This is a genomic window from Amycolatopsis sp. Poz14, assembly GCF_006704225.1.
GTDB classification, from domain to species: domain Bacteria; phylum Actinomycetota; class Actinomycetes; order Mycobacteriales; family Pseudonocardiaceae; genus Amycolatopsis; species Amycolatopsis nivea.
Genome location: NZ_JACLHD010000001.1, coordinates 7,523,050 through 7,544,701 on the forward strand (window position 1 = coordinate 7,523,050; position 21,652 = coordinate 7,544,701).

Consider the following 21,652-nt stretch of genomic DNA (forward strand, 5'->3'; position numbering starts at 1 on the left):
CTCGCACGAACTGGAGTCCTTCCGATGACCGAAACCGACCCGCCCGGCCTCGATCTGGCGAGGCTGCGCGCCCATCTCGACCGCGAGCGGCCCGGGCTCGTCTCCGGAGCCCTCACCGCGGAAGTGGTGCAGGGCGGGCGGTCCAATCTCACCTATCTCGTCTCCGACGGCACGCAGCGCTGGGTCGTGCGCCGTCCGCCGCTCGGCCACGTGCTGCCGACCGCGCACGACATGCGCCGCGAGTTCCGCGTGATGAGCGGTCTCGCCGGGACTCCGGTGCCGGTGCCCGGAACCGTTCTGCTGTGCGAGGACGCGGACGTGCTCGGCGCGCAGTTCTACGTGATGCAGTTCGTCGAGGGCACGCCGTACCGCACCGCGGAGGAGCTGGAGCAGCTCGGCCCGGAGCGGACGAGGGCGATCGCCGATTCGCTGGTGGACACGCTCGTCGACCTGCACGCGGTCGATCCGGAAGCGGTCGGGCTCGGCGATTTCGGCCGTCCGGAAGGCTTTCTGGAACGCCAGCTGCGCCGGTGGAAGAAGCAGCTCGACGGTTCGCGCAGCCGCGACCTGCCGGGCGCGGACCAGCTGCACGACCGGCTCGCCGCGGCGATCCCGGCGTCCGGCCCGCCCGCGATCGTGCACGGCGACTACCGGCTGGACAACGTGCTCGTCGACGGCGACGACCGGATCACCGCGGTGCTGGACTGGGAAATGTCCACGCTCGGCGACCCGCTCACCGACCTCGGCCTGATGATCACCTACGCGCAGCGCGACCAGCTCTCGCTGCCGATGGTGTCCAACGCCAGCAGCGCGCCCGGTTATCCAGGCACCGACGAGACGATCGCTCGCTACGCCCAGCGGTCCGGCCGCGATCTGTCGGCGCTGGACTGGTACGTGAGCTTCGCGTTCTTCAAGCTCGCGGTGATCCTCGAGGGCATCTACTTCCGCTTCCAGCAAGGCAAAACCGTCGGCGAGGGCTTCGACCAGATCGGCGCCGCCGTCGCTCCCCTGATCGAGCAGGGCGCCAAGACGCTCAGCAAGGAGAACTGATGGACTTCGCGTTCGACGCCCGCACCGAGGAACTGCGCGGGCAACTGCTCGAATTCATGGACTCGCACGTCTACCCCGCCGAGGCTGTTTTCCACGAGCAGCTGGCCGCGCGCACCGACCCGTGGTCGCCGCCGCCGGTCGTCGACGAGCTCAAGGCCGAGGCGCGCAAACGCGGGCTGTGGAACTTCTTCCTGCCTGGCGACCACGGCGCGGGACTCACGAACCTGCAGTACGCGCCGCTGGCCGAGATCACCGGCCGCAGCCCGCACCTCGCGCCCGCCGCGGTCAACTGCGCCGCGCCGGACACCGGGAACATGGAAGTGCTGACCATGTTCGGCAGCGACCAGCAGAAGAAGCAGTGGCTGGAACCGTTGCTGGCCGGGGAAATCCGCTCCGCGTTCGCGATGACCGAACCCGACGTGGCGTCCTCGGACGCGCGCAACATCGCGACCAGCATCCGGCGCGAGGGCGACGAGTACGTCATCAACGGGCGCAAGTGGTACATCACCGGCGCGATGAACCCGAACTGCAAGATCTTCATCGTGATGGGCAAGACCGATCCGGACGCGCCCGCGCACCAGCAGCAGAGCATGATCCTGGTCCCGCGCGACACGCCGGGGCTGACCGTCGTGCGCGGCATGCAGGTGTTCGGCTACACCGACGGCGACCACGGCGGGCACGCCGAGGTGCTGTTCGAGGACGTGCGGGTGCCCGCGGAGAACCTGATCGCCGACGAGGGTTCCGGGTTCGCCATCGCGCAGGCCCGCCTCGGGCCGGGCCGCATCCACCACTGCATGCGCGCGATCGGCATGGCGGAGCGCGCGCTGGAGGCGATGTGCCGCCGCACGCTGTCGCGCGAGACGTTCGGGCGTCCGATCGCCGATTCCGCCGTGGTGCAGGACTGGATCGCCGAGGCGCGCGTGCGGATCGAACAGCAGCGGCTGCTGGTGCTCAAGACCGCGTGGCTGATGGACACCGTCGGCAACCAGGGCGCGCACACCGAGATCCAGGCGATCAAGATCTCCACCCCGCTGACCGTCGAATGGATCCTGGACAAGGCGATCCAGGCGCACGGCGCGGGCGGCGTCTCGCAGGACTTCCCGCTCGCGGAGATCTGGGCCGGGGTGCGCACGCTGCGGCTCGCCGACGGTCCGGACGAGGTGCACAAGCGTTCGCTGGCGCGGCGCGAGCTGAAGAAGTACCGGACGGAGGCGGGCAAGTGACCGCCGAGGAGCTGCGGGCGCAGGTCGACGCGTTCCTCGCCGCGCACGATCCGGCTTCCTTGTCCACTGTGGACTTCCTGCGGGCCCGGTTCGACGCCGGGCTCGCCTGGGTGCACTTCCCCGAGGGACTCGGCGGCCAGGGTGCTCCGCGTGCGCTGCAGGGCGAGGTCGAAGCCGCATTCGCCGCCGCCGGCGCACCGGACAACAACCCGCGCCGGATCCTCATCGGGCTCGGCATGGCCGCGCCTACCATTCTCGCGTTCGGCACCGAGGAGCAGAAGAAGCGCTACCTCCGTCCACTGTGGACCGGCGAGGAGGTGTGGTGCCAGCTGTTCAGCGAACCGGGCGCCGGCTCCGACCTCGCCGCACTGGCGACGCGAGCGGTCCGCGACGGCGACGACTGGGTCGTGACCGGGCAGAAGGTGTGGACGTCCAGCGCGCATCTCGCGCAGTGGGCCATCCTCGTCACCCGCACCGACCCGGACGTGCCGAAACACCAGGGCATGACGTACTTCCTGTGCGATATGACGGCACCGGGCGTCGAAGTCCGGCCGCTGCGGCAGATCACCGGCGAGGCGGAGTTCAACGAGGTCTTCCTCACTGAGGTGCGGATCCCGGACGCGCAGCGGATCGGCGCGGTCGGCGAGGGCTGGAAGGTCGCGCAGACCACGCTGATGAACGAACGCGTCGCGATCGGCGGCACCGCGATGCCGCGCGAGGGCGGCATGATCGGGCTGGTCGCGAAGACGTGGCGGGACCGTCCGGAGCTGCGCACGCCGGAACTGCGCGACCGGCTCGTGCAGCACTGGGTCGAGGCGGAATCGCTGCGGCTGGCCGGAATGCGGCAGCGGCAGCAGCTCGCGGTGGGCGCGCCGGGTCCGGAAGGTTCGGCGATGAAGGTGGCGTTCGCCGAGCTGAACCAGCAGCTGTCCGGTTTGGAGCTGGAACTGCTCGGCGAAGAGGGCCTGCGCTACGAGGACTGGACGATGCGCCGTCCGGAACAGGTCGACTTCTTCGGCCGCGACGCCGGGTACCGGTACTTGCGCGCCAAGGGAAACTCGATCGAGGGCGGTACCTCGGAGGTGCTGCGGAACATCATCTCCGAACGCGTGCTGGGGCTGCCGTCCGAGCCGCGGGTGGACAAGGACGTCGCCTGGAAGGACCTGCCGCGATGAGCACGCCGGACCTGCTGTACTCGGATGTGGAAGAGGACCTGCGGTCGTCGGTGCGCGCACTGCTGACCGACCGGGCCGGGCCGACGGCCCTGCTGGCTCGGGTCGAAACGGACACGCCGTACGACCTCGCGCTGTGGAAGACGCTGGCTGCCGACCTCGGCGCGGCCGGGCTGATGGTGCCGGAATCCCTTGGCGGACATGGCGCTTCGACGCGCGAGGTCGCGGTCGTGATGGAGGAACTGGGCCGGAGTGTCGCGCCGGTGCCGTACCTGGGCAGTGCAGTGCTCGCGACGGCTGCCTTGCTGGCCGCGGGTTCGGACCTGCTCCCCCAGCTCGCTTCCGGCTCGGTGATCGGCGCTTTGGCGGTGCCTTTGTCGACCGCTCCGGGTGCGGCTTTCCCTTCCGCTGTTTCGTTTCTCGACGGAACCTTGTCCGGCCGGGTGTCCACAGTGGCCGATGCTTCGGTCGCCGATCTGCTGATCGTTCCGGCTGTCGGCCCTGATGGTCCTGGCCTTTACTCCGTGGACGCTTCCGCGGCGACCGTGACCGAGGCCGTGTCGCTGGATCTGACTCGCCGGGTCGCCGATGTGACTCTCAATTCCGTTGCCGCACAGACGATTTGCACCGGTTCCGCTGCTGCCGAGGCGTTGGACAGCGCCCTGACCACTGCGGCTGGGCTGCTGGCTTCGGAGCAGACCGGGATCACCGAGTGGGCGTTGACGGAGACTGTCACGTACCTGAAGGGGCGGTACCAATTCGGCCGTCCGGTCGGGGGTTTCCAGTCGCTGAAGCACCGGCTGGCGAATCTGTACACGGAACTGGTCAACGCACGGGCCGCGGCTCGGTACGCGGCGGATGCGCTGGCGACGGGGAACGACGTGCCGATCGCGGTGTCGGTCGCGCAGGCCAGGGTGTCGCCGATCGCGGTGCACGCGGCGGAGGAAGCGATCCAGCTGCACGGCGGGATCGGGATGACGTGGGAACATCCGGCGCATCTGTATCTCAAGCGGGCCAAGAGCGACCAGATCGCTTTCGGCACCCCCGGACGGCATCGGGCCCGGCTGGCTGATCTGGTGGATCTTCCCGCCTGACGGTTTTTGTCGGTGGCCGGGGTTAACGTGATCCGCATGGACGAAACCCCGGCCTCCCTTGCGGCCCGGCATGGATGACCCGTCCCATGCTCCGGCCTGGGCCTACGAACGACCCGAAATCCATCCCCCGGATCCGACGTGGGCTTCACGCGGCTCCGCGCTGTGCGCTGAGATCGCGCGGCTGCTCGCGCCTTGGCTCGCTCCCGGGCAGGTGGAGCACGTCGGCTCTACAGCGGTGCCCGGCTTGGCGGCCAAACCGGTGCTCGACGTGATGGCCCCGATGTGGGACCTGTCCGCGTCGACGGTCTCGGCGGTAGTGCCAGTGCTTTCCGCTGAAGGCTGGTGTTTCGTGCCGCCGGAACTGGACGTCGCGGCACCGTGGCGGCGGTTCTTCGTGCTGCCCGATGCGGCGGGGCGGTGTCGGGTGGCGCATCTGCACCTGCTGCCGGAGGGACATCCACGGTGGCAGGCACAACTCCGATTCCGGGACGCGCTGCGGGCGGATCCCGGGTTGGCCGAGGAGTACGCCGAGGTGAAGCGACGGCTGGCTGGGGAGGTGACGGATCGGGAGGTGTATACGGCGGGGAAGACGGAGTTCGTCCTGCGGGTTTTGGGCGGTTGAGGGCTGTGTGCTGCGGCTAGCGCCGAGTCTCGCTGTTCGAGCCCGGTACGGTCGCGCCCCCACCGCGCGACCGTGCCGACCTCTGCGCCGAGCTCCTCTGCGCCGAGCCTTCTGCGGTCGAGGGTGCTCCGGCGATCATCCCGCCGGGCCCTGCGCGCCCTCAGCGGCTCCTGCGAATCGCAGCCGCCGCTCCACGCCACCGCGATCACCCTGCTCTAGCGCCACCTGCCCGACATCGCGACCGCCATGTCGGGCGATAACCACCGCGCTCGCCCCGCCCGCCACTGCGCCCTCCGCAGCCCTTGGGAATCGCAGCCGCCACTCCACATCACCGTGATCACCCCCGCCCCAGCGGCACCTGTGCGAAATCGCGGCCGCCACATCGCGCGCTCACCACTGCGCTCGACCCTGCGCCCTCGCAGCCCCTGGGAATCGCAGCCGCCAGACGACACGGCTCCAGCAACCCCGGCGACCACCCCAAACCCTGTGCCCTCGGCAACCCCACCAATCGCAGTCACCAGACGACACTCCAGCAACCGCGGCAATCACCCCGGCCCGCGCCAACGTCTCCGGGCTGCCGCGGCCCATCTGTCCAGACCGGCCTCTTCGCACCGTCCCGAGCCCATCCGGACCCGCTGCACCCCCAACCTCGGCGCAACCCGACCGCTGTCCCCCTGCGCCAGAACTCAGCCCAGCCAGTCCGCCCAGTCAGAAGCGGCTCCCCGGCATCGACCGGCCGCTCCGAATCCCACCGAGCACCCCACCCGGTCGCGGAGCAGGTGGCGACGAGGCCGCACCCCTCGGAACGGCGGCCTCGTCACCGGCCTGGACCAGCTCAGCCGTGGTACCCGGCCACGATCTTCGTGAACGCGTACTTCGGCTGCGAGATTCCGCTGCACTCCCCGCCGCCCGAGCAGTCCCGGTTGGTGGCCCAGAAGGTGAACCGGCCGAGGTGGTGGCTGGAGGCGTAGTCGCGGATCGCGGTGAAGTCCGACACCGAGACGACCTCGCCGGGGTTGTCCGTCTTGCCGTTCATCGACGAGAGGCCCGCATGGCGGTACGCCGTGGCGCTGTCCCAGCCGAACGTCGACTTCAGCTGCCCCACGAGACCGTCCACCGCGGACTTCGTCTTGCCCGCCATGTCGCCGCCGCTGGAGAAGTCGAACGGCATCACCGACCACACGTCCACCGGCGCGCCGATCGCCTTCGCCTGCTTGATCAGCCGCTTGCCCCAGTCGTTCGGGCCGGACGTTTCGGTGCCGATCGTGATCACGACGCGCACGCCGGGGTTCTTCTGCTTGGTGATCTTGACCGCGTTCAGGATCCGGTCCTGCACCGTCGCGTTCTCGAACTCGTCGGTGTTCTCGATGTCGAGGTCGATCGCCTTCAGGCCGTACGCGTCGATCACCTTCTGGTACGCCCCCGCCAACGCCGAGGCCGACGAGCACTTCGCGCCGAGTTTCGTGCCGGACCAGCCGCCGAAGGACGGGATGACGTCGCCGCCCGCGTCGCGGATGGACTTGATCAGGGTCTTGTCCGAACCGGTCAGCGAACGGTCGCCGTCCCACTTCGGGTTGCACGAGCCGTCCGACAGCATGAACGCGAGCGTGAACGTCTTGATCCCGGTCGCGGACATCGCCGCCGACGCGCTGGTCTGCCCCGCCCACTGGTACAGGTACGGCGAAGCGAGCACCGGGTCCGGAGCGGCCGCCACCTGCGGAGCGGACGCGGGCGCGGCCGTGGCCACCCCGGCCGCGGTCGCGAGAGCCGCCCCTGCCGCCGCCGCGAGCGCGGCCAGCCGACGCACTGATTTCATCGTGTTCCTCCCACGAGCACCACGGAACACCTCCGGTTTGAGGCGGCGGGATCAACCCGGGAGGAGTGCACCCGGAAGGGTGCCGTCACACACTGGACTAGACCAAATCGGCGTGTCAAGAGCCGCAGCCCGAACGGCGCACCGGACCGGAAACACCGCGCCCGGCCGGTTTTCCCCCGGCCGGGTGGGGCCGAAAGTCAGGGGCGGCCGGCGGCGGTCCCCTCGCCGAGCCCGTCGGAGAAGTCGTGGTCGCGGGTCTCCGGCAGGGCCAGCACGCACAGGAAGCTGAGCACCCCGAGCACGACCAGCACCAGGGCGACCGGCACCGTCGAGCCGGTCGACGCCCACAGATCGGTCGAGATCAGCGGCACGATCCCGCCGCCGATCACGCCCGCGACGCTGTACGCGATCGAAGCGCCGGAATACCGGTACCGCACCCGGAACAGCTCCGGCAGGAACGCGCCCATCGGCCCGTACAGCATCGCGAAACACGCCAGGCCGCCGACGAACCCGAGCGTCAGCAGCACCGGGTTTCCCGTCTGCAGCAAGGCAAAGAGCGGAAACGCCCACACCACAACGGAAACCGCGGCCGCCGCGCTCAGCCGCCTGCGGCCCCATTGATCGGACTTCATCGCGAACACCAGCGTCGCCACGCCCATCACGGTGGCGGCGATGAGCAGGCTGATCAGGACAGTGGTGCGCGGGATGCCGAGCGTGGTCGTCGCCATCGAAAGACAGAATGTGGTGACAGTGTAGAAAAGCGCGTGCGCGAGCACGAAAGACAACGTCGACAGCGCCAAAACCCGCGGCTGTTTCCGCAGCAGTTCGAAGAGCGGGACTTTCGCCTGTTCGGCCTTGTCCAACGCGGCCTGGAAAACCGGCGTCTCGGCGATCTTGATCCGGATGTAGAACCCGACCGCCAGCAGCACCGCGGAGAACAGGAACGGCAGCCGCCAGCCCCAGGACAGGAACTCGGCGGGCGGGAGCACCGCGTCCAGCAGCAGGAACAGCAGGTTGCCCAGCACGAATCCGATGGCCGGGCCGAGCTGCGGGAAAGCCGAGTACAGGCCGCGTTTGCCCGGCGGCGCGTACTCCGTTGACATCAGCACCGCGCCGCCCCATTCGCCGCCGAGGCCGATGCCCTGCACGAAGCGCAGCACCACCAACAGGACCGGCGACCAGATGCCGAGCGTGCCGTAGTCCGGCACCAGCCCGACGGCCACTGTGGACAGTCCCATCACCAGCAAGGACGTGACCAGCATGGACTTGCGGCCGATCCGGTCGCCCCAGTGTCCGAAAAGGATCGCGCCGACCGGGCGCGCGACGAATCCCACCGCGAAGGTGCCGAGCGAGGCGAGCACCCCGGCGGTCGAGGAAAACGTCGGGAAAAAGACCTTCCCGAACACCAGCGCCGCCGCGGTCCCGTAGATGTAGAAATCGTAGAACTCGATGGCGGTGCCGATGAAACTGGCGGTGGCGATGCGCGACATGTCGGTGCGCGCGGGTGCGGTCATTCCGGCTCCCTGTTCTCCCCTGCGGCCCGGTGCCGCCCAGGGAGAATATCGGGTCACGCGTCGCCGGGCAGCTCCTCCATTTTCCGCTGCAGCTTGTTCATCCCGCCGAGCCAGCGGTCGGTTTCGGTGGCGCGCAAGGCATAGAAGTCCGCGACCTCGGCGTGCGGCAGCACCAGGAACCGGTTCTCGGCCATCGCGGCGAACAACGCGTCGGCCACCTGCGGCGGGTCGATCGCGCTGGCGCCCATCAGCAGTTTGCCGCGTTCCCCGGTCTCCTCGAGCATCGCGGTGCGCACGCCCTGCGGGCAGATCGCCTGCACGGTGATGCCGCGGTGCCGGTAGGTGGCCGACAGCCATTCCGCGAACGCCAGCGCGCCGTGCTTGGTCACCGAATACGGAGCCGAGCCAAGGCTCGTGAGCACGCCCGCCGCGGACACCGTCGCGACAAACCGCCCCTCGCCGCGCTCCAGCCACGCCGGCAAGAGCAACCGGGCCGCGCGGACGTGCGCCATCACGTTCACGTCCCACGCCAGCGCCCACGCGTCTTCGTCCGCGTGGGCGTCACCGAACGGCGCGACCCCGGCGTTGGCACAGAAAACGTCGATCTCACCGAGCGTTTCGCGGGCGGTGTCGATCAGGTCGGCGACCCCGGACTCGCTGGCGACGTCACCGGCGAACGACGTGCCGCCCACCTCCGCCGCGACCTCGGCGGCACGGTCCCCGTCGAGGTCCGCGACCACGATGCGAGCCCCGTCCGCCGCGAACCGCCGCGCCAGTGCCGCCCCGATCCCGCCACCACCGCCGGTGATGACGACTCCGGCGCTCACAGACCGCCGCCGAGCGTCACGCCGCCGTCGAGCACGACCGTCTGCCCGGTCATCCAGCCCGCCTCGCCGGACAGCAGGAACGCCACCGCGCCCGCGATGTCCTCCGGCACCCCGAGCCGCTTCATCGGATACGCCGCGGCGACTTCTTCCTCGCGCCCCTCGTACAGCGCGGTCGCGAACTGCGTCTTGACCACCGCCGGAGCCACCGCGTTGACCCGGATCTTCGGACCGAGTTCCGCGCCGAGTTCCTGGGTGAGCCGGATCAGCGCGGCCTTGCTGACGCCGTACATGCCGATGCCCGGCGAGGTGCGGATGCCCGCGATCGAGGCGACGTTGACCACCGCCCCGCCGTGCTCGCCCATCCACGCGTCCCGCGCGACGCGGATCCACGACAGCGGCGCCACGACGTTCACCGCGAAGATCTTGCTCGCGGCGGCCGGGTCGACGTCCAGCGTGGGCCCGTAGACCGGGTTGATGCCGGTGTTGTTGACCAGCATGTCGAGACTGCCGAACTTCTCGACCGCGGCGGCGACCGCCTCCTGCTGATGCGCGGCGTCGTCGGCCTTGCCGGGCACCGCGATCGCGACCTCGGGCCCGCCGAGCTTCTCGACGGCCTCCGCGAGCGGCTCCGGCTTGCGCGCGGTGATGCACACCTTTGCCCCGCGCTCGACCAGCCCCTGCGCGATAGCCAGCCCGATCCCCCGGCTGGCCCCGGTGACCAGGGCAACGCGATCCTTGAACGACTCCACCACACCGTCTCCTTGTCCGCCGCTGGACAGCCACCGCTAAGCGGTTGCTTAGTCGCAGGATAACGGCGAGGCTCGCTTACGCAACCCTGGGCCGTCGCCTCGGCCGTCACAACGCGGTGGGTCACTGCCGTCCGGACCCTGCGTATTCACCGACCAGTGGTGCTCGACCACACGGCCGCCTGCAGTTCTGGCGACATGCGAGGAACAGCGAAACACAGATGTCGATGACTGCTGGCGCGTCGGCTGAGTGAAGCAGATCTGCCCCCGACGGACTCAGCGCTGGTCCCTCGCGCAACCTCGAACCGCATAGCGACCACAGACAGTGACCACCCTCGCGACCCTGTGCGTTCGCCTGGCCGGGAAGTCCGGGCGAAGGATTACTTGCCGAAACCCGCGGTAAGACCGGTGACGAGGTAGCGCCGGCCGAGGATGTACAGCGCGAGGACCGGCAGCGTGGAAAGGACGACCGCGGCGAGGACCGCGGGGATGTTGACCCGGAACTGGCCCTGGAAAGCCCACAGCGCCATGGGAAGCACGCGCTGGTCGGCGCTCTGGGTGAGGATGAGCGGGAAGAGGAATCCGTTCCACACGTTGAGGCCGTCGTACACCGCGACGGTGACCATCGCGGGTTTGACCATCGGCAGCACCAGGCTGATGAGCATCCGCCCGTGCCCGGCGCCGTCCACGCGCATCGATTCGAACAGCTCGTTCGGCACGTCGCGCAGGAAATTGGCCAGGACGACCACCGAGAGCGGAATCGCGAAGGCGACCGAGGGCAGCACGATCGCGAGCAGGGTGTCGTAGAGGTGCGCGCGCGTGATCAGGTAATAGATCGGGATGATCGTCGCCTGCAGCGGGATTGCCAGGCCTAGCAGGAAAATCTTGTACGTGGTCGCGGAGAACCGGGTCCGGCCGCGCACGATGAAATAGGCCGCCAGAAGCGATACCGCGACGGTGATGACCACAGTGCCTGCCGTGACGACCGCACTGTTGATCAGGTAGCGCAGGAAACCGTTGTCCAGGACCAGCCGGTAGTTCTCGAACGTGGGATCGGCGGGCAGCGACAGCGGATTGGCCCCGAAGAACCCGCTCTGGCCGCGCAGGCTCGTCACGACGATGTAGTACACGGGCACGAGAACGACGAACAGCCAGGCGAATCCGGCGAGCCCGCCGAGCACGTTGGGCCTGCTCCTGGCCATCACACACCGTCCTGCTGGCTGCCGCGGGAGAAGCGGGCGAACCGGGAGAGGCCGAGCGACAGCGCCAGCCCGGCGACGACGAGCAGCACGGCCAGAGTGCTCGCGCGGCCCATGTCGTTGTTGGAGAAACCGTTGAGGTACATGTCCAGCGGCAGGAACCGGGTGGCGTTGCCCGGGCCGCCGCCGGTGAGCACGAAGACCAGGTCGAAATAGGTCAGCGAGCCGACCAGCATCAGCGTCGAGGAGGTGACGATCGTGTAGCGCAGCTGCGGCAGGGTGATGTGGAAGAACTGCCGGACCGGGCCCGCGCCGTCGATCTGCGCGGCTTCGTAAAGCTGGGCAGGGATCTGCCGCACGCCCGCTTGGTAGAGCAGCGTGTGGAACGGCATGAACTGCCAGCCGATCACGAAGATCACCACGTACAGAGCCAGTGTCGGCTCGCCGAGCCAGTCCTGGGAGAGCCAGTCGGCTCCGAAAGCGCGGCTCAGCCCGAAGTTCGGGTCGAGCAGAGCCTTGAACGCGATCGCGATCGCGGCCGAGGACAGCAGCAGCGGAAGGAAATACAGCACGCCCAGCACCGCGCGGTACCGGCCGCGGCCCGCCGTCAGCACGCCAAGCAGAAGCGAAACCGGCGTCTGGAACAACCAGCTCGCCGCCATCACCTGCACGCTGAGCCAGAGCGCGTGATAGGTGGCCGGGTCGCCGAGCGCCGCGGCCCAGTTGCCCAGCCCGGTCCAGACGGGGTCGGCGATCCCGTCCCACTTCATCAGGCTGAGCACCGCCACCCCGCCGAGCGGGAGCAGCGCGAAGATCGAGAAGAACGCCAGCGCGGGAACGGCCGTCAGCGGATGCGGTCCGGCGCGGCCGGGCGTCGCGGCGGACCGCGGCCGCTTCCCGGACCGCTCCCGCACGAGGGCAGCGGACACGGTCACTTCCCGACCGTCGCGTTCATGTTCGCCGAGAACTGCTCGGGCGTGATCTGCTTGAGGAACAGCTGGTCCAGGTTGTTCAGCAGCGCGTCGGCCTGCCCGGGGGAAAGGGCCTGGTCCCAGGAGAGCTGGAAATTCGGCGCGTTCCGCGCCAGTCCGTACACATAGGACAGATACGCCGGGTCCGGGGCCTTGGCCAGTTTGGCCTCGATCCCGTTGACCGGCGGCACCGCGCCCCCGGCGAGCAGCGCGTCGACGTAGGCATCGTTCATGACGCCCTCGCGCAGGTATTTCACCGCCGCCTGTTTCTGCGCGTCGGAGGCGTGCGCGGACACCGACCAGAAGTTCGCCGGGTTCCCGACGATGTCCGCCGGATCGCCCTTCCCTCCCGGCACGACCGGGAAGCCGACGTAACCGAGTTTGCCCGCGGCGAAACCGGGGTCGGCTTCCTTGATCGTGGGGAACGCCCACGAACCCATCAGGTACATCGCCGCCTTGCCGGTGTAGAGCAGGGCGAGGTCCGCGTTGCTGTCGGTGCTGATCGAATTGAACCCCTTGGCGAACCCGCCCGCGTCGACGAGCTGCTGGATCTTGCGGTTCGCGTCCAGGATCGCGGGATCGGACCAGGCACCCGGCTTGTTCGCGGCGATCGCGGCGAAGACGCCCGGCCCGCCGATCCGGTCGACCAGGTACTCCTCCCACATCAGCTGCGGCCATTTGCTTTGCCCGCCGAGGGAGAACGGAGCGATCCCGGCGGCGGCGAACTTCGGCACGAGCGCCATCAGCTCGTCCCAGGTCTTCGGCGGCTGCGCGCCCACCCGGGCGAAGAGATCCTTGTTGTAGAACAGGAAAACCGGCTGCATGCTGTTGTTCGGCACGGCGTAGGTCTTTCCGTCCAGCACCCCGGTTTTCGCCACCGAGGGCAGGAACCGGCCGGTCAGCGCGGGATCCTTCCGCACCTCCGGGGTCAGATCCATGATTTTCCCTGCCGCGACCCAGGATTTCAGCATCCCGCCGTTGCCCCAGCTGAACACCAGGGTGGGCGCCTGGTCGGCGCCGACGGCCGAGCGGATCTTCTGCTTGTACGCGTCGTTGCCGAAGAACTGCCCTCGACGCCGCCGCTGGCGAACGAAGCGCGGAACACCTGCTCGTCGCCGCCGGTCAACGCCCATGCCGTCGCTTTCCCGCCGGCGGCGGCCGTGGGCCCGCTCGTGCCGCACGCCGCGGTCAGCGCCAGCAGAGCCGCGAACCCGGTCGCCGCGAGCGTCGTCCGCGTCCCGCGGACCGTCCGGCGAGTACCCAGTTTCATGATGCACCTTCCGCTCCGAAGGTTCGAAAAGTTTCGAAAACTTCTCGTAGGCTGGCCGAAATCTAGGGTAGTGATTCGGGCCAGTCAAGTGCTAAATTCCCTTTTCATAGCCAACAATCATGGTTCGAAACATTTCGAAAAGAGGGAGCCTGATGCCGTCCCGCACTGGCGCGAGGCTCGCGGCGGTCGCCGAAGCCGCCGGCGTCTCGCTGCCGACCGTCTCGAAGGTGCTCAACGGGCGGTCCGACGTGGCCGCGCGCACCCGCGCCCGAGTGGAACAAGCGTTGCGGGAGGCCGGATACGTGCCGCGCAGCGGGAGCCGGAACGCCCCCGCGACCCGGATCGTCGACGTCGTGTTCGACGATCTCGTCAGCCCGTACGCGCTCGAAGTGCTGCGCGGGGTGACCGCCGCGGGCACCGAACTCGGCACCGACGTGGTGGTGAGCCGGATGCCCGAAGCGGCGCCCGGCGGCCCGCTCAGCCCCGAGGACCAGTGGACGCACCGGCTCAAGGGCAACGGCCGGGCCGGGCTGATCGTCGTGACCTCCGAACTCTCGCTCGCCCAGGTCGAAAGCTTCGAACGCGCCGGGCTGCCGCTGGTGGTCATCGACCCGATCAACCTGCCGAGGACCGAGGTCGCCAGCGTCGGGGCGACGAACTGGTCCGGCGGGATCGCCGCCGCGGAGCACCTGCTGAGCCTCGGGCACCGGCGCGTCGCGTTCGCCGGCGGGCCGGTCGGGGCCTCCTGCAGCCAGGCCCGACTGCACGGGTACCGCGCCGCCCTCGACAACGCGGGCGTCGCCTTCGACCCGGAGCTGGTGTGCCACGGCGACTTCGGCCACCCGGCCGGACTGGAGATCGGAAACCGCTTGCTGGCCATGGAAAATCCGCCGACCGCGGTGTTCGCCGCCAGCGACGCCACCGCGCTCGGCGTGCTGGAAGCCGCCCGGCGGCGGGGATTGCGGGTGCCGCAGGACCTGAGCGTCGTCGGCTTCGACGACACCATGCTCGCCGGCCTCGCCACCCCGCCGCTGACCGTGATCCGGCAGCCGCTGCACGACATGGGCCGGGTCGCGCTGCGCACCCTGCTCAAGCTGATTTCCGGGCAGACGCTCGATTCCCACCACGTCGAACTCGCGACCCATCTCGTCGTGCGCGAGTCGACCGCCCCCGCAGCCGACCGAGGAGCACGATGAGCCGCTGGCACGACCGGACCCTCTCCCCCGCCGAACGCGCGGACGCGCTGCTGGCCGGGATGACGCTCGAGGAGAAGGTCGCCCAGCTGGGCAGCGCGTGGCCCGGCAATCAGGAGATCAGCGGGAACGTCGCCCCCATGCAGGACGTTTTCGCCCGCGGCGAGGTCCCGTTCGACCAGGTGCGCGCGGACGGGATCGGGCACCTCACCCGCCCGTTCGGCACCGCGCCGGTGAGCGCGGCCGACGGCGTCGCCCGGATCACCGCGCTGCAGCGCGAAATCGTCTCCGAGACCCGGCTCGGCATCCCGGCGATCGTGCACGAAGAGTGCCTCACCGGCTTCACGACCCTCGGAGCCACGGTCTACCCCACCGCGCTCGCTTGGGCGGCGACCTTCGATCCCGGTCTCGTCGAGCGGATGGCCACGGCCATCGCGGAAGACATGCGCGCGGTCGGCGTGCATCAAGGGCTTTCGCCCGTGCTCGACGTCGTGCGCGACTACCGCTGGGGCCGCACCGAGGAAACCCTCGGCGAAGACCCGTACCTCGTCGGCATGCTGGGCACCGCTTACGTCCGCGGCCTGGAGAAGGCCGGGGTCATCGCGACGCTGAAGCATTTCGCCGGATACTCCGCGTCCCGGGCGGCCCGCAACCACGCGCCGGTTTCGATCGGGCCGCGCGAGCTGCGCGACGTCGTCCTGCCGCCGTTCGAGATGGCGGTGCGCGACGGCGGGGCCCGCTCGGTCATGAACTCCTACAGCGACCTCGACGGCGTACCCGCCGCGGCCAGCGAAGCGCTGCTCACCACGATTCTGCGCGAGGAATGGGGTTTCGACGGAGTCGTCGTCTCCGACTACTGGGCCATCGCGTTCCTCAAGAGCATGCACCGCGTGGCCGCCAGCGCGGGTGCGGCGGGCGCGCTCGCGCTGGCCGCCGGGATCGACGTCGAACTGCCGGACACCCTGTGCTACAGCAAGGAACTGACCGAGCTGGTCCGTTCCGGGGAGGTCCCCGAGGCGCTCGTCGACCGGGCCGCGAGACGGCTCCTGCGGCAGAAGGCCGAGCTGGGCCTGCTCGACGCGGACTGGGCGCCGCGGGCCGAGCCGGTCGATCTGGATTCACCGCGGAATCGAGCCCTCGCCCGGGAAGTCGCCGAGGAGTCCGTCGTGCTGCTCGCCAACGACGGCACGCTTCCGCTGTCCGCCCGGGAATCCGCCGGGAAAATCGCCCTCGTCGGGCCGTGCGCCGACGACCCGCTGGTCTTCCTCGGCTGCTACTCCTACCCCAACCACGTCCTGCCGCGCCACCCCGAATTCGGCCTCGGCGTAAGCGTTCCGTCCCTGGCCGATGCGCTGCGGCTCGAACTGCCCGCGGCCGAGATCGCCCTGCACCAAGGCTGCCCGATCCTCGACGAGGACCGCTCCGGCATCGCCGCCGCGGCGAGCGCCGCGGAAGCCGCCGATGTGTGCGTCGCCGTCGTGGGCGACCGGGCGGGCATGTTCGGCCTCGGCACCTCCGGCGAGGGCTGCGACGCCCCCGACCTGAGCCTCCCCGGCGTCCAGGACGAACTCCTCGACGCGCTCCTGGCGACCGGCACCCCGGTCGTGGTCGTGGTGGTGTCCGGCCGTCCGTACGCCCTCGGCCGCCACGCCGGCCGCGCCGCCGCTCTGGTCCAGGCGTTCCTGCCGGGCGAGGAGGGCGGCGGCGCCGTCGCCGGGATCCTGTCCGGCCGGACCGCCCCGTCCGGGAAACTGCCGGTGCAGGTCCCCCGCGTGCCCGGCGGCTCGCCCGGCACCTACCTGGCTCCGCCGCTGGGCCGCGACAGCGCGGGCATCAGCAACCTCGACCCGACCCCGCTGTTCCCGTTCGGCCACGGCCTGTCCTACACCACGTTCGCCTACTCGGACCTGCGGCTGAGCGCGTCCGAGATCCCCACCGACGGCGAACTGTCCGTTTCGGTCACCGTCCGCAACACCGGCGAGCGCGCGGCGGACGAAATCGTGCAGCTGTACCTGAACGACGTGCACGCCCAGGTCACCCGCCCCGTCCGGCAGCTCGCCGGCTTCGCCCGGGTGCCGCTCGAGGCGGGCCGCGCCGCCAGGGTCACGTTCGCGCTGCACGCCGACCGCACCAGCTTCACCGGACTCGACCTGCGCCGGATCGTCGAGCCCGGAACGATCGAGGTCCTGGCCGGCCCGTCCGCGGGCGACCTGCCCTGCACCGGCCGGTTCGAACTCACCGGTCCGTGCCGCGAAGCGGGCCACGACCGGGTCTTGGTCACGCCGGTGTCGATCACGCCGCTTCCCGGGTGACCGGAGTGCGCCGGGCAGCGCGAAAATCCGGGCTCCGCACGGGGTCAGCTTCGGGGAAGGCTTCAGCACACAGCCCAAAGATCAGATGTAAACCCCGCCGTCGTCCACCTACCGCATTCGCCCGGCAACCTCGCCGATCAGGCACGCACCCGTGCTGTAAAGCCAGTTACCCGCCTCCGGACGCCACCCGGAGAGCTCCTTGACGACCGATACGCCCTCCTGCATAGTCTCCTAGACATCGGATGTCCTGGCGTTCAGAACGTCCGATGCCTGGTCAAGGAGGACCTGAATGGCCAACCGCCGCCTTCTGAGCATCGTCCTGTCCGCCGTCGCCGGGTTTGGCGGAACGGTCGCCCTCGGCCCGCCAGCCGCCGCGAGTGGGCCGCTGCCGATGGCCGTCTATGCCGCTCCCGGTGCCGACGCACCGCCCGGAAACCCTTGCACCCAGCCGCGTCCGTGTTCGCTTTCGCAGGCGCAGCAACGGGTCCGGCATCTTCTCGGCACCGGCGTCGGCAACCACCGCGACATCGTGGTCAAGCTCGCCGGCGGCTCCTACTACCTCTCCGCTCCGCTGGCGTTGGGCCCGCAGGACTCCGGGCGCAACGGCCACACCGTGACCTGGGAACCCGCGACCGACGCCGCCGTGACGATCAGCGGCGGCCGGCCGTTGCGTCCGGCCTGGCAGCCCGCCGCACCCGGCAGCAAGATCATGGCCGCGGCCCTCCCGGCCGGACTGGACTTCGACGGCCTGTTCGTCAACGGCCAGCGCCAGATCCTGGCCCGCTACCCGAACTACGACGCCAGCGCGGCCCGGCTGCAGGGGTCGACCTCGCTGGCCGACCTCCAACGGGAATCGGCGAAGTGGGCGGACCCGTCGACCGCGCTGGTGCGCGCGATGCATTGCGGCGACTGGGGATCCGTCTCGTTCACCGTCAGCGGACGCACCGGCGACGGGCTCGCTCTGCACTACGTCGGCGACAACAACCGGCCGCAGGACTGCGGGCTGACGAAGGGCAACGGCCCCGGCCGGGTCGGTCCGGCGATGGCCGAGAACGTCAAGGAGGAGCTCGACGCTCCCGGCGAGTGGTTCTACGACCGGACGAGCGGCCAACTGCTCTACTACCCGCCGGAGGGGACCGATCTTTCCGCCGCGACGGTCGAAACCGCCGAGCAGGATCAGCTGATCACTCTCGCCGGGACCTCGGCCGCCGACCCCGTCCACGACATCACGCTGGGCGGACTGCACTTCACCGCGACTCACCGCACTCTCTTCGACAGCCCCTTCGAGGCCGACGCCAAGGGCGACTGGGCGGTGGTCCGCAAGGGCGCGGTATCTCTGAAGAACGCCGCTGACATCTCAGTCACCGGGTCGTTCTTCGACCAGCTCGGCGGCAACGGCGTCTTCCTCGACAGCTACAACAAGCACAACACGATCAGCGACAACAAGTTCGCCTCCGACGGCGCCACGGACGTCCAGATCGTCGGCTCGCCGAGCGCGGTGCGGGACTACTCCGGCAACTACTACGACAACGTCGCGGTCACCGACACCGCGCCAGGGCCGAAGACCGACGACTATCCCCGCGACATCGTCGTGCGGAACAACCTCATGCAGAACATGGGCCGGTTCGAGAAGCAGTCCTCCGGCGTCAACATTTCCATGAGCGCGGACGTGACGGTCGACGGCAACACCGTTTCCGGCAGCCCGCGCGCGTGCCTGAACATCGAGGACGGCACGTGGGGCGGGCACGACATCAAGAACAACGATCTCTTCAACTGTGTCGAGGAAACCGGGGACAACGGGTCCGTCAACGTGTGGGGCCGCGGCCGGTTCTGGGCCAGCTCCGGCAACAACACCCTCGCGCCGGGCACGAGTTACGAAGGATCTACCGGCACCGCGCTGACCGACGCCCAGGCCCGGAGCCTGATGAAGCTGGACGTCGTCCGGCCGATCACCATCCAGCACAACCGGTTCTGGCACGCCGGGGACTGGGCCATCGACCTCGACGACGGGTCGTCCAACTTCCGCCTGCTGGACAACCTCGTCCTCAAGGGCGGAATCAAACTGCGCGACGGCTACGAGCGCACCGTGCGGAACAACCTGCTCGTGGACGGTTCGATCTACGAACAGGTCAGCCACTCCGACTGCGGCGACGTCATCGAGCACAACATCACGCTCGGACCGCAGGCGTACAACAACGTGCTGAACAATCCGTCCACCGCCAAGTACGGCGTCGACCGCAACCTCTTCTGGAACGACAGCTACCCGGTCTACGTCAACCCCGACGGCAGCGGCAACGAAGCGCTCTCCGCGGACGGCGCCACGATCAACCCCCAGTCGGCCTGGGTCCGCGCCGGCATGGACCCGCATTCGCTCGTCGCCGACCCGAAGTTCGCCGCGGCCGACCCGCTCGGCAGCTACGATTTCACGGTCGCCGCCGATTCGCCCGCGCTCGGCCTCGGGTACGCCAACTTCCCGATGACCGGCTTCGGCGCCTCGGGCGGGCCGCTTCCGCCCAAGGCGGTCTTCGCTTACGGCCCCGGTTCCGGCGGGCCTAGCAACGGGATGATCGTCCAACCCGAAATGCTGATGGGCGCGACCGCCACCAACATCCCGTCGCTCGCGGTCCAGTCGTCGCTCGGCTTGACCAAACCGTACGGCCTCTACCTGCCCTCGGTGCCGCAGGGCAGCTACGCGGCGCAGAACGGGCTGCGGACCGGCGACGACATCACCGCCGTCAACGGCACCCCGGTGACCGACGATCGCAATACTTTTTGGCTCAGCTACAACAAACTCGCGCCGGGTGCGCCGATCACGCTGACCGTGCGGCGCGGGCAGGCCGATGTCACCGTTCACCTGGCCAAGACGCGGGAATCGGAGCTGCTCAACAACACGTCCGGCGTCGTCTACACCAACACCGGCGCCCCGTCGACGGGATGGCTCTGGCGCGGCAGCTCGGCGGGAGGCGCGAACTCGTATCTCGACGATATCTGGGCGACACAGAACGTCGGCGATTCGTGGAGTTTGACGTTCTACGGCACCGGGATCGACATCATCTCCGAAACCAACACCGACGAGGGCGACGTCGACCTGGCCTTGGACGGTGCGCCTTATCGGACGGTCAGTTTCGTCACGCCGACCCGGCAGTACCAGTCGACAGTCGCGAGTGTCTCCGGCCTGCCGCCGGGAGTGCACACCGTTACCGGCACGATGAAGAACGGCAGTTACCTGATCGTGGACGCTTTCCGGACTCATCCGTAGCTGACCTGCCGTGCGCGCGGTGCCTCGCTGGCACCGCGCGCACGGCACTTCCGACCGAGAGTCCACAACGGACCAGGACTCAGCGCACCCGCAACCGCCGCCGGGCGAAAACCAGTGCTCCGAGGCTCAGCACCGCCAGCGCCATCACGTAATAACTCGGCGCCAGATTGCTCCCCGTCACCTCGATCAGCCAAATCACCACCAGCGGCGTGAACCCGCCGAACAACGAAGCCGTGATGTTGTAACTGACCGACAGTCCGGTCGCGCGGGTCCGGGTCGGGAAGACGTCGGCCATCATCGTGCCCAGCGGGCCGACATACCAGACCTTGACCAGGCCGATCGCGGCCATCACCGCCGTCATCATCGCGAACGTCGGCTGGCTGTTCAGTGCGAGGAACAGCGGGAAGATCGCGAGCAGCATCACCGAGCAGGCGGCCGCCATCAGCGGGATCCGGCCGGTCCGGTCCGAGAGCCGCCCGGCGACCGGGGCGAGGACAGTCAGCACGATCTGGGTGACGATGGTCGTGGTGAAGGCCAGCGATTTGGGCAGTCCGAGGTTCCGGATGGCGAAGGTCGGCATGTAGATGATGAGGTAGCTGATCGCGGTGGACACCGCCATCGCGCCCATCGCGACCAGGATCCGCGTCTTCTGCGAGCGCAGGACTTCCCGCAGCGGCGCCTCGGCGGCGTCCTCCTCGAACGCCGGGGATTCCTCGACGTGCCGCCGGATGTAGTAGCCGATCGGGGCGATCAGCAGGCCGAAGGCGAACGGGATCCGCCAGCCCCACGATCCGAGCTGCTGTTCGGTGAGCACCGCGCTCAGCACCGCGGCGAACACGATGCCCAGCAAGGTGCTCAAGCCCTGGCTCGCCGCGCCCCAGCTGCCCATGAATCCGCGGCGTTTCCGGTTGCTCTCCACCAGGTACGCGGTCGCGCTGCCGAATTCGCCGCCCGCGGAGAAGCCCTGCAGCAGGTTGGCGAACACCAGGCCGATCGGGGCCGCGATGCCGATCGTCGCGTAGTTCGGCATGATCGCGATCAGCAGGGAGGCCACGGCCATGATCCGGATCGACCACACCAGCGCGGCTTTGCGGCCCGCGCGGTCGGCGTAGGAGCCGAGGATCATCCCGCCGAACGGGCGGATCAAATACGCGACCGCGACACTGGCGAAAGCCAGCATCAGCGAGACCGCCGGGTCCGTCGCGGGAAAGAATTGTTTTGCCAGGACGTCGGCGAACAGGGTGTAGGCCCCGAGGCTGAACCATTCCAGGGTATTGCCGATCGTGGCCGCGAGCACGATCCGGGACGAGCGCGGCGAGGGGGCGTTTTCGGTTCTGACGGCAGGGGAATCGGGAGCAGGGATCGACATGGTCGCCTCCGGGGC

16 protein-coding genes are annotated in these 21,652 nt (G+C 69.3%); 8 read left to right on the forward strand and 8 right to left on the reverse strand.

Features of this window, described 5'->3' with window-relative positions; genetic code table 11:
- Positions 1-24 precede the first annotated feature (24 nt).
- The 5 genes from FKO37_RS34895 (at position 25) to FKO37_RS34915 (ending at position 5,161) form a co-directional block, all read left to right on the forward strand.
- Positions 25-1,050, forward strand: a complete 1,026-nt coding sequence (locus FKO37_RS34895) for a phosphotransferase family protein (RefSeq protein WP_238607288.1) — start codon at positions 25-27, stop codon at positions 1,048-1,050.
- Positions 1,050-2,273: an acyl-CoA dehydrogenase family protein gene (locus tag FKO37_RS34900; protein WP_238607289.1), complete on the forward strand. Its 1,224-nt coding sequence runs from the start codon at positions 1,050-1,052 to the stop codon at positions 2,271-2,273. The genes FKO37_RS34895 and FKO37_RS34900 overlap by 1 nt, the downstream gene beginning before the upstream one ends.
- Positions 2,270-3,448 carry an acyl-CoA dehydrogenase family protein gene (locus tag FKO37_RS34905; RefSeq protein ID WP_037814913.1) on the forward strand — a complete coding sequence of 393 codons (1,179 nt, stop codon included), beginning with the start codon at positions 2,270-2,272 and terminating at the stop codon, positions 3,446-3,448. Before FKO37_RS34900 ends, FKO37_RS34905 begins: the two co-directional genes overlap by 4 nt.
- The gene (locus FKO37_RS34910; protein WP_037814911.1) at positions 3,445-4,539 is read left to right on the forward strand and encodes an acyl-CoA dehydrogenase family protein; all 1,095 of its coding nucleotides are present in this window, start codon (positions 3,445-3,447) and stop codon (positions 4,537-4,539) included. Before FKO37_RS34905 ends, FKO37_RS34910 begins: the two co-directional genes overlap by 4 nt.
- A gap of 70 nt (positions 4,540-4,609) precedes the next feature.
- Positions 4,610-5,161 carry a GrpB family protein gene (locus FKO37_RS34915; protein WP_037814910.1) on the forward strand — a complete coding sequence of 184 codons (552 nt, stop codon included), beginning with the start codon at positions 4,610-4,612 and terminating at the stop codon, positions 5,159-5,161.
- Positions 5,162-5,996: 835 nt separating this feature from the next.
- Here FKO37_RS34915 and FKO37_RS34920 read toward each other — a convergent pair.
- The 7 genes from FKO37_RS34920 to FKO37_RS34950 form a co-directional block, all read right to left on the reverse strand.
- Positions 5,997-6,977, reverse strand: a complete 981-nt coding sequence (locus tag FKO37_RS34920) for a chitinase (protein ID WP_205669957.1) — start codon at positions 6,975-6,977, stop codon at positions 5,997-5,999.
- Positions 6,978-7,174: 197 nt separating this feature from the next.
- Positions 7,175-8,491, reverse strand: coding sequence for an MFS transporter (locus FKO37_RS34925; RefSeq protein ID WP_238607290.1), 1,317 nt, complete (start codon positions 8,489-8,491; stop codon positions 7,175-7,177).
- A 53-nt stretch (positions 8,492-8,544) separates the two neighbouring features.
- Positions 8,545-9,318, reverse strand: coding sequence for an SDR family oxidoreductase (locus FKO37_RS34930; protein ID WP_238607291.1), 774 nt, complete (start codon positions 9,316-9,318; stop codon positions 8,545-8,547).
- Positions 9,315-10,067, reverse strand: a complete 753-nt coding sequence (locus FKO37_RS34935) for an SDR family oxidoreductase (protein ID WP_106961427.1) — start codon at positions 10,065-10,067, stop codon at positions 9,315-9,317. The genes FKO37_RS34930 and FKO37_RS34935 overlap by 4 nt, the downstream gene beginning before the upstream one ends.
- Before the next feature lie 377 nt (positions 10,068-10,444).
- Positions 10,445-11,266: a carbohydrate ABC transporter permease gene (locus FKO37_RS34940; protein ID WP_238607292.1), complete on the reverse strand. Its 822-nt coding sequence runs from the start codon at positions 11,264-11,266 to the stop codon at positions 10,445-10,447.
- On the reverse strand, positions 11,266-12,198 hold the full coding sequence (locus tag FKO37_RS34945) for a carbohydrate ABC transporter permease (protein ID WP_374204424.1): 933 nt from the start codon (positions 12,196-12,198) through the stop codon (positions 11,266-11,268). The genes FKO37_RS34940 and FKO37_RS34945 overlap by 1 nt, the downstream gene beginning before the upstream one ends.
- The gene (locus FKO37_RS34950; RefSeq protein WP_374204425.1) at positions 12,195-13,511 is read right to left on the reverse strand and encodes an extracellular solute-binding protein; all 1,317 of its coding nucleotides are present in this window, start codon (positions 13,509-13,511) and stop codon (positions 12,195-12,197) included. Before FKO37_RS34950 ends, FKO37_RS34945 begins: the two co-directional genes overlap by 4 nt.
- Positions 13,512-13,656: 145 nt before the next feature.
- Here FKO37_RS34950 and FKO37_RS34955 point away from each other — a divergent pair, with 145 nt between their 5' ends.
- From FKO37_RS34955 to FKO37_RS34965, 3 genes are all read left to right on the forward strand, one after another.
- Positions 13,657-14,700 carry a LacI family DNA-binding transcriptional regulator gene (locus FKO37_RS34955; protein WP_238607293.1) on the forward strand — a complete coding sequence of 348 codons (1,044 nt, stop codon included), beginning with the start codon at positions 13,657-13,659 and terminating at the stop codon, positions 14,698-14,700.
- A complete protein-coding gene (locus tag FKO37_RS34960; RefSeq protein ID WP_238607294.1) occupies positions 14,697-17,009 on the forward strand; it encodes a beta-glucosidase in 2,313 nt (770 codons plus the stop codon). The genes FKO37_RS34955 and FKO37_RS34960 overlap by 4 nt, the downstream gene beginning before the upstream one ends.
- Positions 17,010-17,298: 289 nt before the next feature.
- Positions 17,299-20,268, forward strand: coding sequence for a PDZ domain-containing protein (locus tag FKO37_RS34965; protein WP_238607295.1), 2,970 nt, complete (start codon positions 17,299-17,301; stop codon positions 20,266-20,268).
- 79 nt (positions 20,269-20,347) lie between these two features.
- Here the strand turns inward: FKO37_RS34965 and FKO37_RS34970 are convergent, their stop codons facing one another.
- Entirely contained in the window at positions 20,348-21,637 is a 1,290-nt protein-coding gene (locus tag FKO37_RS34970; RefSeq protein ID WP_238607296.1) for an MFS transporter, read from the reverse strand.
- Positions 21,638-21,652: the final 15 nt, after the last annotated feature.

Bases quoted from the DNA above. Each gene is read 5' to 3' on its own strand.
- FKO37_RS34895 (WP_238607288.1), top strand. From the start codon at position 25: ATGACCGAAACCGACCCGCCCGGCCTCGATCTGGCGAGGCTGCGCGCC.
- FKO37_RS34900 (WP_238607289.1), top strand. From the start codon at position 1,050: ATGGACTTCGCGTTCGACGCCCGCACCGAGGAACTGCGCGGGCAACTG.
- FKO37_RS34910 (WP_037814911.1), top strand. From the start codon at position 3,445: ATGAGCACGCCGGACCTGCTGTACTCGGATGTGGAAGAGGACCTGCGG.
- FKO37_RS34915 (WP_037814910.1), top strand. From the start codon at position 4,610: ATGGATGACCCGTCCCATGCTCCGGCCTGGGCCTACGAACGACCCGAA.
- FKO37_RS34920 (WP_205669957.1), bottom strand. From the start codon at position 6,977: ATGAAATCAGTGCGTCGGCTGGCCGCGCTCGCGGCGGCGGCAGGGGCG.
- FKO37_RS34925 (WP_238607290.1), bottom strand. From the start codon at position 8,491: ATGACCGCACCCGCGCGCACCGACATGTCGCGCATCGCCACCGCCAGT.
- FKO37_RS34940 (WP_238607292.1), bottom strand. From the start codon at position 11,266: ATGGCCAGGAGCAGGCCCAACGTGCTCGGCGGGCTCGCCGGATTCGCC.
- FKO37_RS34955 (WP_238607293.1), top strand. From the start codon at position 13,657: ATGCCGTCCCGCACTGGCGCGAGGCTCGCGGCGGTCGCCGAAGCCGCC.
- FKO37_RS34960 (WP_238607294.1), top strand. From the start codon at position 14,697: ATGAGCCGCTGGCACGACCGGACCCTCTCCCCCGCCGAACGCGCGGAC.
- FKO37_RS34965 (WP_238607295.1), top strand. From the start codon at position 17,299: ATGGCCAACCGCCGCCTTCTGAGCATCGTCCTGTCCGCCGTCGCCGGG.
- FKO37_RS34970 (WP_238607296.1), bottom strand. From the start codon at position 21,637: ATGTCGATCCCTGCTCCCGATTCCCCTGCCGTCAGAACCGAAAACGCC.